Origin of the sequence: Cohaesibacter sp. ES.047, assembly GCF_900215505.1 — a bacterium.
Taxonomy (GTDB): domain Bacteria; phylum Pseudomonadota; class Alphaproteobacteria; order Rhizobiales; family Cohaesibacteraceae; genus Cohaesibacter.
In genome coordinates, this window is the sequence record NZ_LT907844.1 from 1390158 (window position 1) to 1402841 (window position 12684).

Annotated in this window: 13 protein-coding genes and 1 pseudogene; 7 read left to right on the plus strand and 7 right to left on the minus strand. The window is 53.3% G+C overall.

Annotated elements, in window-relative coordinates; translation table 11 throughout:
* Positions 1 to 3: 3 nt before the first annotated feature.
* Together CPH65_RS06255 and CPH65_RS06260 are read right to left on the minus strand one after the other, a co-directional pair.
* Complete coding sequence (locus tag CPH65_RS06255) at positions 4 to 918, minus strand: AraC family transcriptional regulator (RefSeq protein ID WP_096172667.1); 915 nt, start codon at positions 916 to 918, stop codon at positions 4 to 6.
* Positions 919 to 1008: 90 nt separating this feature from the next.
* Positions 1009 to 2052 carry an NAD(P)-dependent alcohol dehydrogenase gene (locus tag CPH65_RS06260; protein WP_096172668.1) on the minus strand — a complete coding sequence of 348 codons (1044 nt, stop codon included), beginning with the start codon at positions 2050 to 2052 and terminating at the stop codon, positions 1009 to 1011.
* 474 nt (positions 2053 to 2526) lie between these two features.
* On the opposite strand from CPH65_RS06260, the gene cyaB reads away from it, so the two are divergent.
* Positions 2527 to 3114, plus strand: a complete 588-nt coding sequence (gene cyaB / locus CPH65_RS06265; RefSeq protein WP_096172670.1) for a class IV adenylate cyclase — start codon at positions 2527 to 2529, stop codon at positions 3112 to 3114.
* A gap of 54 nt (positions 3115 to 3168) precedes the next feature.
* On the opposite strand, the gene CPH65_RS06270 is transcribed toward cyaB, so the two are convergent.
* Positions 3169 to 4944, minus strand: coding sequence for an alpha-amylase family glycosyl hydrolase (locus tag CPH65_RS06270; RefSeq protein WP_172891468.1), 1776 nt, complete (start codon positions 4942 to 4944; stop codon positions 3169 to 3171).
* A gap of 332 nt (positions 4945 to 5276) precedes the next feature.
* On the opposite strand from CPH65_RS06270, the gene CPH65_RS06275 reads away from it, so the two are divergent.
* Together CPH65_RS06275 and CPH65_RS23775 are read left to right on the plus strand one after the other, a co-directional pair.
* Positions 5277 to 5972 carry a hypothetical protein gene (locus tag CPH65_RS06275; RefSeq protein WP_157747538.1) on the plus strand — a complete coding sequence of 232 codons (696 nt, stop codon included), beginning with the start codon at positions 5277 to 5279 and terminating at the stop codon, positions 5970 to 5972.
* A 153-nt stretch (positions 5973 to 6125) separates the two neighbouring features.
* Positions 6126 to 6287 (plus strand): hypothetical protein, encoded by a 162-nt coding sequence (locus CPH65_RS23775; protein ID WP_157747539.1) that lies wholly within the window; start codon positions 6126 to 6128, stop codon positions 6285 to 6287.
* A 20-nt stretch (positions 6288 to 6307) separates the two neighbouring features.
* Here the strand turns inward: CPH65_RS23775 and CPH65_RS06280 are convergent, their stop codons facing one another.
* Complete coding sequence (locus CPH65_RS06280) at positions 6308 to 7180, minus strand: DMT family transporter (RefSeq protein WP_096172674.1); 873 nt, start codon at positions 7178 to 7180, stop codon at positions 6308 to 6310.
* A gap of 87 nt (positions 7181 to 7267) precedes the next feature.
* On the opposite strand from CPH65_RS06280, the gene CPH65_RS06285 reads away from it, so the two are divergent.
* The gene (locus tag CPH65_RS06285) at positions 7268 to 8131 is read left to right on the plus strand and encodes a LysR substrate-binding domain-containing protein (RefSeq protein ID WP_096172675.1); all 864 of its coding nucleotides are present in this window, start codon (positions 7268 to 7270) and stop codon (positions 8129 to 8131) included.
* A gap of 918 nt (positions 8132 to 9049) precedes the next feature.
* Here the strand turns inward: CPH65_RS06285 and CPH65_RS06305 are convergent.
* A pseudogene (locus tag CPH65_RS06305) lies at positions 9050 to 9568 on the minus strand (IS481 family transposase); the annotation flags it as partial.
* Positions 9569 to 9906: 338 nt separating this feature from the next.
* Here CPH65_RS06305 and CPH65_RS06310 point away from each other — a divergent pair.
* The 3 genes from CPH65_RS06310 to CPH65_RS06320 all read left to right on the plus strand — a co-directional run bounded on the left by CPH65_RS06310 (position 9907) and on the right by CPH65_RS06320 (position 11178).
* Positions 9907 to 10350, plus strand: a complete 444-nt coding sequence (locus CPH65_RS06310; RefSeq protein WP_096172679.1) for a deaminase — start codon at positions 9907 to 9909, stop codon at positions 10348 to 10350.
* Between the two features lie 269 nt (positions 10351 to 10619).
* The gene (locus CPH65_RS06315) at positions 10620 to 10829 is read left to right on the plus strand and encodes a cold-shock protein (RefSeq protein WP_096172681.1); all 210 of its coding nucleotides are present in this window, start codon (positions 10620 to 10622) and stop codon (positions 10827 to 10829) included.
* 64 nt (positions 10830 to 10893) lie between these two features.
* On the plus strand, positions 10894 to 11178 hold the full coding sequence (locus tag CPH65_RS06320; RefSeq protein ID WP_096172682.1) for a hypothetical protein: 285 nt from the start codon (positions 10894 to 10896) through the stop codon (positions 11176 to 11178).
* Positions 11179 to 11349: 171 nt separating this feature from the next.
* On the opposite strand, the gene CPH65_RS06325 is transcribed toward CPH65_RS06320, so the two are convergent.
* Together CPH65_RS06325 and speB are read right to left on the minus strand one after the other, a co-directional pair.
* Positions 11350 to 11766, minus strand: coding sequence for a GNAT family N-acetyltransferase (locus tag CPH65_RS06325; protein WP_096172684.1), 417 nt, complete (start codon positions 11764 to 11766; stop codon positions 11350 to 11352).
* Between the two features lie 14 nt (positions 11767 to 11780).
* Positions 11781 to 12665, minus strand: coding sequence for an agmatinase (gene speB / locus CPH65_RS06330; protein WP_096172685.1), 885 nt, complete (start codon positions 12663 to 12665; stop codon positions 11781 to 11783).
* Positions 12666 to 12684 lie beyond the last annotated feature (19 nt).

Consider the following 12684-nt stretch of genomic DNA (forward strand, 5'->3'; position numbering starts at 1 on the left):
CCGTCAAGCTGACTTCGTTTCTATCGCCGAAAAGTCACCGTCGCGCCACTGGGCGCGAAAGGCCGTTGGTGACAGCTCTATGAAGCGTTGAAAGTTCCGATTGAAGGTGGATAGGGTGCCATAACCGACTTCGTAGGCGATTGCGGTGATCCGCACATCTGTTTCGATCAGTAACTGACAGGCCCTGTAAACCCGCAAACGATTGATGTACTCCGTACAGCTGCAATTCATGTGACGTTCGAAAAAACGCGAAAAATTGGACAACTCCATCTTCTCCCTTCGCGCCATTTCCGAACAGGTGAAGTCCGGTCGAGTTATGTTTTCCGCGATCTTTCGCAGAATATTGTCCAGCCGCTTTGGATGCTGGCAATGGGTTGCTCGCCATTCGACAGACAAGATCTTTCGATCCTTGTCAGCCGCCAGATGGCCGATGATCTCAAAGAAGAGCCCCAGCCGATACGATCCCTTTGCGCTGGACAGCTTGTCCATCAGAGGGACAACCCGGGCCGAAGTAGCATCGGAGAACAGAATGCCCGCCGTGCTCAACTCCATCAGCTCCGTCAGATCGGCCGCATCGCTCAGAAGATCAGCACAGCCCCTTGCAAAGGCCTCGCTGAACTGTACAACCACGTCCCTGTCCGGGATGAAATGACCGAATTCGGTTCCTTCTTCATAACCACTGCGATCGGTAACCCACATGTGAGGCAGATTGGGTCCCGCCATGACCAGATTGCCTGGTTCGAATGGACCACTGTAAGTGCCGACATAACAGAGCCCGCTGGTGCGCCGGATGGCATGCAACTCGTATTCGGGATGATTGTGCCAGATGGTCACCTCGCTTGGGTAACCGTGCTTGTAGCTCCTCACACCCCGGTCCAGTGGGACCGGTATCACTTCTCGCAACGGTTTTCTTCGCAACCTGAGCCTCCTTCTCTGTTTCCAACTCGCGGGGTGACGTCAACCAGTCGGCGAAAGTGGACAGGCTGACGCTCACACCTCGCAAATCGACTAGAGAGAGATCTGGAGCTTCACGTCTTGCGCGCGATGCTCGGCTGCCCGTTCAAACGCCTTGATACTGTCGTCGAAGACAAATGTATCCGAAATCATCGGTTTGACATTGATCTTGCCACTTGCCAACAATTTCAGCGCACGGTCCCAAACATTGGCATATCGGAACGTACCGGTAAGGGAGATTTCCTTGACCTGAAGGGCGACCACATCTAGTGCAATCTTTTCCGCTGGCATGCCGACCAGAACGATGCGCCCGCCGGGGCATACAAGATCGATCATGGTTTCATGCGGCTTGGTGGAACCTGATGCTTCAAAGAATATGTCAGCACCACGTCCGGCTGTACGCGCGGAAACCACATCTGCAAGGCTCTCAGAGCGAGCGTCAACGGTGGTGATTTCCGGCACGCTGCTGGCGAGTGCCAGTTTTTCCGCCGAGACGTCAGAGAGAATGACTTCGGAACAACCCGCAGCGATGGCAGAGAAGGCAACCAGCAGGCCGATTGTGCCGGCGCCAGTCACGACAGCCACATCACCGGGACGGATCCGCGCCACGTCGGCAGCATAGACGCCAACGGCAAGTGGTTCGACCATAGCCCCTTCGGAATAGCTGACTTCGTCAGGCAGTTTGAAGGTCAGGGCAGCTGGATGGATAACCTGTGGGATTAGGCAACCGTGAACGGGAGGAGTGGCCCAGAACCGCACTGCAGGGTCCAGATTGTACATGCCCTTGAGGGTTTCGGTGGAGGAAAAATCGGGGATGCCCGGCTCCATGCAGACGCGATCACCCGGTTTGAGATGCGTCACGTTGCTGCCCACAGCATCGACAACACCCGCTGCTTCATGACCCAGAATCATCGGTTCGTTGACGACGAAGTCACCGATGCGACCATGCTCGTAGTAATGAACGTCGCTACCACAAATGCCGACGCATTTGATGTTGATCCGAACGTCGTTCGGGCCGGGCTCGATTTCGCCTGGGATTTCGATTTCACGAATGGAGAGCGCACCAATGTGTTCAAGGACAAGACCCTTGACGAGCATAATATTCCTCCCTTGGAATTCGACGGGACAAAAGGCTTTTTGTCCGTCCTCGTGTTGGAGGAAAATGTAAGACTTTGAAACATGAGCCCACAAAGCAATATTTATGAAAAGGTATGCAGAATTTTACATCCGACTTTGGTTGAGTGCTCCAAAAGCAGGTGTGGCACAATCGCGCGCGGTCAAGAAAATACAATGTTTATCGGTGTTTGTGATATTGACAGGCGTTTGCATCAGGTCGCATCTATCACGCCTCAGAGCGCAGATTGATAATTTGAATCCCCTAGGCATTAATCACAGGAAAATCGTGCACACTGGCCTCTGCAGGCTCAATCTCCCGGATTGAGGTCTCAATGAAGAGCCTGAGAAACACATAAAACAGCCCTATAGAGAATTTTAAAATGGACAAACCGGCCATCGGCGATTATCCGAAATGGTGTGTAATGCGATTGCGAATACGGTCAATGGAGTTGTGCCATGCAACAGAATGCGGCAAGTCTCGAAACAAAAGGAATGCTGGCTGACCCCGGCGACCATTTCAAGGGGCGCTTTGAGGTGGAAAGGAAGTTTCAGGTTGATGATCTCCCATCCGTGCTTGAACGCCTCAAAGACATGGCGGCAATTCCCTTTACGATCGGAAACACCGAGACCGATGTATTTCTGGATCTTGCGGACGCTCGACTGGAGTCCAACAACCAGTTTCACACCCTGAGGCATATGCAGCCATCGGACCGGGTTCTCTGGATATCGAAGGGGCCAGCCAAGGACGAATGCATCGCGATGGATTTACCCGATTTCGACAAGGCGCTTGCGATGCTGAAGTCGCTTGGCTTTGAGGAAAAATGGCACATCAAAAAGCGCAGAGACATCTATTTCGTCGATAAATTCCACGTAACATTGGACCACATCGAAGGGCTGGGTTCCTTTGTTGAGATTGCGATCATGACAGATGATCAAAGCGCGCTTTCCCCCCTACGAGAGGATGTTCAGAGTGCTGCAGATCAACTCGGCCTTGTTGAATATCCCGAAGTCCACCTGTCCTATCGTGAGTTGCTGCATGGGTGAGTAAATCCAATAGAGCAGCATCTGCTCGGTTTATGCTGTTCATTTTGAGCGCCATCAAGACGACAGGACGCACCAGCCGTGAGCCTTGAGGTGAACTGTGCTCTGTTTGCTATCCTTATTGAGTGTCCCATCCCCCAACAGGAGGCTGCTGGCATCACCGGCGGGGAGATCGGCGTCATCGTCTCCAAGGTTGAAGGCAAGGATCAGGCGATTGCCCTTAGCGCTTATTTTGAGAACCATCTGCTGGTTTTCCAGATGCAGCGCTTCGCTTCTGGCGCGAACCAGCCATGGATTTCTGCGCCGTAAGCCGATCAGATCCTGATGCAGACGATAAAGCGGCAATCCATCGTCGAGCAACCCGTCTGGATTGTCCGGAAATGCCGGGCGGACCGCGTCATCGCCGCCCTCCCTTTCTTCCTTGATGCCTTTGAATCCCTGCTCATCGCCGGAATAGATACAAGGAGTGCCTCCGGTCAAAAGGAGCAAGGCCAAGGCATGGGGCAAATGCCTTGCGTCTTCTAGCTGGCTCGCAATCCGGGTGACGTCGTGATTGCCAACGAATGTAAAAGGCGCAAAATGTTCAAGGAACCGGTTGTTCCGATCAAGGGCCCAGGCGAGCTCGAAGAAGTTGTTTTCATTGAGCGCACTCCATATCGCCTTCCAAAGCTCATATTGCGTGACGGCGTCAACGCCGGTCTCCTGAACAAACTCGACATAGTCTCCGTGAATGACTTCCCCGAAAACATAGGCCTCGGGATGGGATTGACGCACCGCGGGCAGGATCTTTTGCCAAAAGGATGTCGGGGTCGCATAGGCTGCATCGAGGCGCCAGCCTGATACACCGCGGTCCAACCAGTGGGTCATGACATCAAGAACATAGTCCGCCACGTCCGCATTCTCATGATTGAGTGCGATCAGGCCCTCATGACCTTCAAAGGTTTTCCATGCCGCCGTACCATTTGGGCCATCGCCGTCAATAGGAAGGAACCATCGCGCGGCCTCTGACTCGGGCCCTTTGTCCTCGGCTTCGATGAATTTGGGGAACCCGCGTCCAACATGGTTGAAGACCCCGTCGAGAACGATCTTCAGACCACGTTGATTGGCAGCAGCAACCAGTCGGTCCAAATCGGCCTCATCGCCAAGGCGCGGGTCAATGCGGTAGTGATCGATCGTGTCATATCCGTGCGTGGATGAGGCGAAGATCGGACCGAGCAGAAGCGCGGAAACACCGAGTTCAACTGCATAATCGAGCCAGTCTATGATGTGATCGAGATGATGATCAATGTCGTTGATCATGTCGATCCCTTTGGGCGCTCCGACAAATCCGAGCGGATATATGTGCCAGAAAATCGCATGTTGAACCCAGCTTGGCATATCTGTTTCCTGTGCTTTGGCCTCTGTATCATGAAAGGCGAGCTTGAGCAGAAGGCGTGCCACGTCTCCCAGCAAGGCTCGGTCCCCTTCGCTCAAGGTATCCGCGACAACCTGCTCCAACCATCTTTGTCGCTCCAGGAGGTCGGCGTCGAGCTCCCTTGTGCCTGCTTTGGTCAACGCAATGATCAGTTCGCGTTGATCTTCCTTACCGCGGTCGCGCCGGATTAGGCCATCCTCTTCCAATCGCTTGACAATCCTTGTCAGTGATTGGGGCTGTAAGCGCTCTTCAATTGCGAGCTGTCGGGTGGGCATTGGTCCGCGCACGGATAGTGTGTTGAGCATGCTCGCAGCAGACGAGGTGACGCGCGTCGATGTGCGCTCCGAGCGCAGTCGGCGTCCGAACGCCAAAACGGCCTTCAGCAAAGCTGCAACATCATCTCTTGCGTATCCTGTCATATTGGTACGCATAGCGTATTAATTGTTGGCAATCAAGTTTGCCGTCCAAAACAGATCATTCAGATATGGCCAGACGCACCAATAGTTTGCAATTTCTAATTGGCGTTGAGTTTTGGCACGTTTTTTGCAAAATATTCTTCTGAATAGAAGTCTTGTGAAAGGGTGGCATTATGCAACTTCCCATTCTTGGCACGGTCCCAACGACGATCCCTATCAATTTTGCGAGCGGGGTCTCGGCGCGATCAGAAGAAACGACGCGATCAATTGTCGAGCCTACGGCAAAAGAGGCGGCCCCTGTCAGACCGAAGGAAGGCGTTCATACAGCTTCGCCAGTGACAGCTCAAACGCGAGCGTCTCTTCTGGCGCTTCAGGAAGAGGAGACCGCGGAGCCGCCAGTGCAATCCGTCACGGTCAATGGATTGAAGATTATCGTTTCAGGGCACAGCGTCGATGCGCGTGAGGGTATCTCACTCCTCCGTACGGCCTCGCCATCCGATAGCCAGTCGATGATTGCGGCAATGGCAGAAATGAAAGACCCTGCTGAAAATGGCGGTGACGCCCAGTCACAAACAAAGGCTTCCTCAGGAGATCCCATGTTCAAGGCGGGCGAACCGTACCGCATGGTCGAGATTGCATCAGAAGCACTGGGGCCACGGCCAGATGGGGCTACGTCTGCCTACATGAATGAGGATTTTTCTTACAACCGCGGTCGTTGGTCCAACGGAAATCCCATCGGAAAGAGTAATTCCGAAGATGCCATTGCAGAGGATAACAGAGTGCGGCTGGAAGCCTTGATGAAGAGCGTCGATGCGGAACGTAAACTCCGTGCTGAGTATGGTCAGGATGTAAAGCTGGTCTACAGTCACACCGACAATTCCTACATCATGCTGACGCCGGATGATGCGAAGTATGACACCATGAAGAGCGCAGAGAGTGCTGTGCAGGGTGTGATTGACGAAGTTGAAAGAGGATTCGTGGACCGAGGAATGGCTGCGGACATATTGGGGCGTTACGGTTACCAGATCTAGCGCTCTAGCATTCGTTCATATTTGTCCCGGCAAGTCTTTCCCCTAGGGGCAACATCTGCCGCGTATCGAGGAAAGCCCACACTCAATTGTGGGCTTTTTTGTTTCTAGCGCTGACCTTTGCAACCTTTTTTGACGCATAGAGCACATACCGCCGTGAAAATTGCCGAATGGTCTGAAAAACTGATGGAGATGTCACCGGAGGTCTGGCTGACAAAGCTCAGGTTTCTCGATCGCATGGTGTGGCTTTATGACGATATGCGGCCTCAGAACCTGGACTATGCAACCTCGATGAAGACTAAAGACGAGCCTTTGTAAGCCGGCACCACGGCAGGAATCTAGGCAGCTTTTCCTGATCGGATGAGTAGCACACCACCAAGTGCGACGATCAAGCAGCCCAGCCAGGTGCCATGCGTTGGCACTTCATTAAAGACGACCAGCCCCAAGAGGGCTGAGAAGAAGAGCCAAGAATAGTCAACCGGAGCCACGACGGACAGCGGGGCGGAGCGATAACCCCGTATGGTGCAATATTGTCCGAGAATGCCGAGCGGGCCAAGCGCTAGACATAGGACAAAAGTGGCTGGCGTTGGTTGCGTCCATTCCAGAAGAGCTGCCGGGAGCATCAGGCCGCATCCGAAGAATGAGACATACAGCATCACCGTGAAAGCTTTTTCGGAGCGCCCCAAGATGCTGATCAGTAAACCCTCAATGGCCAGAAAAATGGCACTCAAAACAGCGATGAAAGTTGGTGCGATCGCTATGTGCCCTTGAAACGCGCCTTTGCTGACCATGACGATTGCCACTCCCGCCAGAGAGACGGAAACCGCGGTCCAATGGCTTGGGCGAATTGTCTCCTTGAGCACAATGGCTCCAAGCAATACGCCGAAGATCCCGTAGGACATGCTGATCGCGGTGGCGTCGATGAGTGGCATGTTGGCCGAAGCCCAGGTGATTGAGATCGCAGCACCGCAGGCACACAGTGCCCGTGCCATATTCGCTTTGGGTTGCCTGCTGATATGCGCGCGAAACCCTCCTTTAGAAGGCAGCAGCGCCAGCAAGGCCGTTAGCCCGCCTACATAGCGTAAGAAGGTGAGCTGAAAGACGCCGATGGAGCCATCGGCAAACTTTCCAGCGGAAAAAATCACTGTCCAGATAAACGTGCTGAGCAGCATCCAAAGGATGGCAGGAAGATAGGTCTGAGTTGGAAGCACGGAGTCCTCACTTACATTTTTGCATAGTAAAGATCTATTTTCTGCTATAAAAAAACGAGTATTTTTCCATTTGAATGATAATTTGTAATGCAGAAATCTCAGGCTATTTCACTAAATGCAGTGCGCGTCTTTGCCATTGTCGCAGAGCACCATAGCTTCAAGCGTGCGGCGGAAAGCCTTGGGGTGACGCCGGGCGCGGTCAGTCGCCATGTCCAGGCGCTTGAAGAGGCAATGGGTGTGTCGCTCTTCTTCAGGCGGAACAACTCGATTTGCCTGACCGAAATCGGAGAAGCGTTTCTGCAGCAAGCCGTGCCGAGCCTTCGGTCTCTCAATCAAGCCATTGAAACCGCCATGGGGGAAGGCCAGAGCCTCACCGTGTCGACCCCCACGACGCTTGCCATGCGCTGGCTTATTCCGCAGCTCAAGGCCTTCAGGCAGTTGAGGCCAGACATTGCAGTCAGGATCGAAACCAAAAGTCCGATGGCGTCATTGCATCCGCAACATGTCGATTTTTCGATCAATTACGTTGTAAAGGGGACGTCGGTCGGCGATGCCGAAATTCTGTTTGAAGACAGATCCAGACCCTACATGTCTCCCGACCTTGCGTCTTCGAGCTCGAAATTGACCAAGCTTTCAGCCATTCCCGCATTGCAGAGTACGAGCAGCAATTGGGATTGGAAGACATGGCTGGCAGAGGCCGGCTTCTCAGAGGCCTCGATCCAATATGGCGGATATTTCGATCTTGATGACGCTGCACTCAGAGCGGCAATCGCTGGAATGGGAATGGCTTTGTCACCCGAATTTATCATTGCGGACGATCTTGAGGCGGGCAGGCTGTGTGCCTTGCCCGAGAGTCCTTCGGTGCTTTTAGGCCATTACACGATGACAGTAATGGAGCCCAAGACATCGGCCGCAATGATCTTCGCAAAATGGCTGCGGTCATTGCGCTAGGCAATGAAAACAGATCGGGCTTTTGGGCTGTCGGGTAATGACAATTCTGTTTGCCACCATGCACCAGTCAGCAAAGGGACCCAGAGCGACAAATGCCGCTCGCGGGGCGACGAAAAAAATACCGCGGAAATGGCGGTTCTCTGTGGACTTTCATGAGTTTTGTAGGAAGGTGACCGATATCATGAAGGTGATTCTTGAATTCCGCCGTGAAGTGCAACACTCCCGCCTCGATATTGTGTCGAGGCGGTTGTAGGATCCATCAGGAGTGTTGCCATGTTATGCTTATTCGCATCTTTCGAGCGACGAACGAGAACAGATTTTCATTTTGAAAAGATTCGGTCACTTTCTTGGACGTTCCAAATCCGCGATCAGTCGGGAGTTGAGCTTTAACCGGTTGCCCTCAGGTTGCTATTTAACGAACCATGCCGATGGGAGCTATATGTTTCTTCGGCAGCGCCTTGTCATTCTTGAACAACGTGGAGACGCTCGGCCAGTTTGTTCGGTACCGGCTCTCGGAGTACTGGCTGAAGGCAGGTAACGAGAAGGGTTTGCGTCCTATAAGCTCTGAGACGATTTACAGCTTCATCTATCGAGTTCGCGCTGAAAACCCGTTAACTGATTGAAGGATATAGATTTCCAAGAGTAATTGGATATGATAAACTGCCAGGAAGTTGATCTGAAGCACGCATTTTCTGGCATATATTCATGATTTCTTCAAAGCGCAACAAACGGGGCGGTGAACTGTTCAAAGAGCGCCTGGGTGCCATCATCGATATGAACCGTTCCTTGGTGCGGCAGTCAGGGCTGGTGCCATGAGATGAATTTGACGCGGACTTCGGCAAGCATTATCGGCAGGTGGGATGTCCGGCCAAACCAACTCGTCTGATGGTTGGGCTGAACTTTCTCAAACAAATGTACGATCTTTCCTGCCTTGGTATAGAGTTCAACGAAGGCATACTTGGAAGTCCGGTCAATAGCCACAAAGAGATAGAGCTTGCCTTCAGCTGTCTGTACCTGGGCAATATCGATATGGAAATAGCCGATCGGATAGCTCTTGAAACGCTTCTTTGGCTGCTTGTCGCCTTCGACACTCGGTAGTCGCGAAACTCCGTGTCGTTGTAGGCATCTGTGCAGTGAAGAGCGCGTCAGATGCGGGATTGTCGGCTGGAGTGCATAAAGGCAGTCGTCGAGAGGCAACAAGGTATGCCTGCGGAAGGCGACAATGGTCGCTTCTTCTTGCCGCGAAAGCACAGTCGAACGTGGCTCCTTCGGTCCGGTTCTTAAGTCCGCTTGTGAGGTGCGCGTCTTCCACTTGACGACCGTTTTCTGATTGATGCCGTATCGCTTGGAAAGCACTCTCAGGCTCTCTTGACTATTTTGTATTGCTCGACGGACTGCCTCTGTCGTCGTGGCGCTGCCGTGTAGAACTTGGCCCATAGTGCTTCCCTCCATTCAAATGAGAAAGGTGCACCATCAAAGCATGGGATCAAACACCTAAATGGTGCCAGACTTTGTGATCCTTCCCTTGTTGCCTTGTTATTTTTATTTTTACTTATTTTTTTCTTTGGCTTCCACACTCTGAGGGCACGTGAGGGGCGCCACTCTGCCTTTACGGCACATGGGATGTTTGCCTGACGTTCGGTGCAGGCATGGCGGTCGCTCGATGACGCGTCTCAAGTGAGGTTGTTTGAGGCGTATTTCTTTGCTTGATTGCCTGTTTTGGCTTACAGACATTGAACAGCTCGATGCGATGTTTGTTTCAAGGGAGAGATGGTATGGCCCCGCGGCCCGGATTTGACGAATGGGTGCTTCAGTGCGCCGAAGCGGTTGCCATGCGCAGTCGTGATCCCTCAACCAAGGTGGGCTGTGTGATCGTGCGGCCCGACAAGAGTTTCGCTGCCGTGGGCTACAATGGTTTTCCCCGCTCGATGGAAGATCGACCAGACTGGTGGGACAGTCGCGAGGAGAAATATGATCGCGTTGTTCACGCGGAAATGAATGCCCTGGCGGCCATGAAGGAACCTGCCAAAGGATGCATTGTTTATGTCACGCATCCACCTTGCAAGGAATGCACGAAGTTTCTGGCGGCGCATCAGGTTGCCCGTGTCGTCTGGCGTCATAACGAGGGGATTCAGGGCCGTTTTGACACAACCCGGTCGGAGCAGATACTCGGAGACTGCGGGATCGAGTTCAAGGTCATCGGAATGCCTGTGATCTGATATGTGATCAGAGGTTGTTGCCGAAAAGAGTGCATCTATTTTATGCAGGCCCTATATTCTTTTTTGTTTTTTCTTGATTTCGCTGCAATTTGCAGGCATCAAGAATGGTGTACGTTTCTGCCATCATAGGCCATTGATCTACCGGCATTGCCGGTTTGCTTCATTCCCCCCTGATTACGCGAACGTTCTGTTGGTGTACAAATGTACACTGAATCCCACTCGCTCAATTGATGAAGCGCGTGTATTTAAGTTAAAAATGAGGTACTGCCATGACTGTTGGCACCGTAAAATTCTTCAATTCCACCAAAGGCTACGGCTTTATCGCTCCTGATGATGGCGGCAAAGACGCTTTCGTCCATATTTCTGCTGTTGAACGCGCTGGTCTGAGCGGACTGGACGAAGGTCAGAAAGTTTCTTACGAACTTGAAGCTGGCCGTAATGGTAAAGTCGCAGCTGTCAATCTGCAGTTGGCCGACTGATTCAGCAGTAAAGTCTCCCCGGCGAGGGCGGCTTTAATTCCTTTTGCTGGAAAAAGGACCTTTCGTGGCTCTCAATGCAAGACTTCAGGTGGAACAACGTTTCAAGACGAAGAAGAAGCCTGAAAACGATATCTTGGATGAGCAGCAGGAAAGGATGGTGAAAGTCAGAGAGAAGTTCGCACGCCTCAAGGCCTTGCGCCTCGAAATGGCTGCCAAGGATGCCGAAACGGTGCCCGCTGGCAAAGCGACTTCTGCAAGAAAAGCGTCCAAGTCGCTTTTCTCGATTTTCATATCGCTTACAAAAATATCTTCTCGCGACATGTGTTCAGTCCGGTTGCGCGAAGTTTAGCCTTGGTTAGGTGTCTGGGTGGGGCGCTTCAGTTGTTCATCCGACATATAAGGCTTTCTGTGCGTCTCGCGCACCAGTTCCAGCTGCCGATGCTGTTGAGCTCAAACAGATTTCTTCCGACTATTCTTGGACAATCGACAGTCAGCCGTTGAGGCTTGGTGCAATGCTCACTTACGGCACGCGATAGGCCATGCCGATGGACGCGGGGGCAACCGGTTCGAACCCGAAACTGGCGTAGAGCTTGTCTGCGGGCAGATCGGCGACAAGGGAGACATAGGCCTTGGAGCCCAGCTCGGTGTTCACATAGTCCATCAATTCGGCCATGATCCGTTTGCCAAGGCCCTTGCCTTGATGGGCCGGATCCACCGCGACATCGGCGATGATAAAGACGCAACCACCATCGCCCACCAGTCGTCCCATTCCCACAACGGTCTCTCCCTTGAGCACCAATGCGGCGACAATCGTCCCTTCGAGGCCCTTGCGGGCCGCTTCCTGGGAGTAGACGGTCAGCCCGGTGATGCGCCTCAAGCGCAGAAAATCTTCAAGGGGCGGGGTTTGTCTGACGATCCGGTAGTCCTGCGTGTTCATGGAGGAGGTCCTGTCTATTCCCGGCTGGCCGCGACCAGCCCCATGAGGCGATAGGTGAGGCTTGCCGCAGTGAAATCCCATGCCCATTGATCGGCCATCGGAGCCAGTTCGACCACGTCAAAGCCAACACAGCGTGGTCCGGTGAGTACATCTTCGATCAGGCTGAGCGCCTGATAGTATGCAAGGCCGCCGGGCACGGGCGTTCCTGTGGCGGGCATGATCGAGGGGTCGAGGCCATCGACATCGAAGGTTACATAGACGTCTTCAGGGAAGCCTTCAGGCAAATCGAATTCAGTGATATTGTTGGTGACGAGCTTTTCCGCGTCAATATAGTGGATGTGTTCGGATTTGACGCGAGCCTCGTGTTCTTCGATGCATAGAGCGCGAATCCCCAGCTGCATGAGGGGCAGCTTTTCTTCCACCGCACATAGATGCATGACCGATGCGTGAGAGTGGCGATTGCCCCGATAGGCATTGCGCAGGTCCGCATGAGCATCGATCTGCAGAATGCCGATGGGCTTTTGCAAGGCATCGACCACGCCCATGATCGCGGCATAGGACAGGCTGTGTTCGCCCCCCAGCGTGACCGGGATGCGGCCCGCTTTGACGCTCTCTGCGGTTCTGCGGCGCAGGGCCAGCATCACTTCTTCGATGGTCTGGTCGCAATCGATGGGATCGGATGTGATGATCCCGTGCTCGAGGGGAAAGCCGCGACCATCATAGCGTTCGAGCTCTTGACTGGCTTCCAGCAGAGCAGACGGGCCGGCTGCCGTGCCAGATCCATAGGAGACGGTTTTTTCAAGCGGGCAGGGGATGACTTCGAAAAGCGCGGTATCCGCATTGCTCTCGGTTTCGGTCAGCTCGGAGGCAAGAAAGGCGGGATAGGAATAATCGGCCATTGGGTGTCTCTTTCTGACG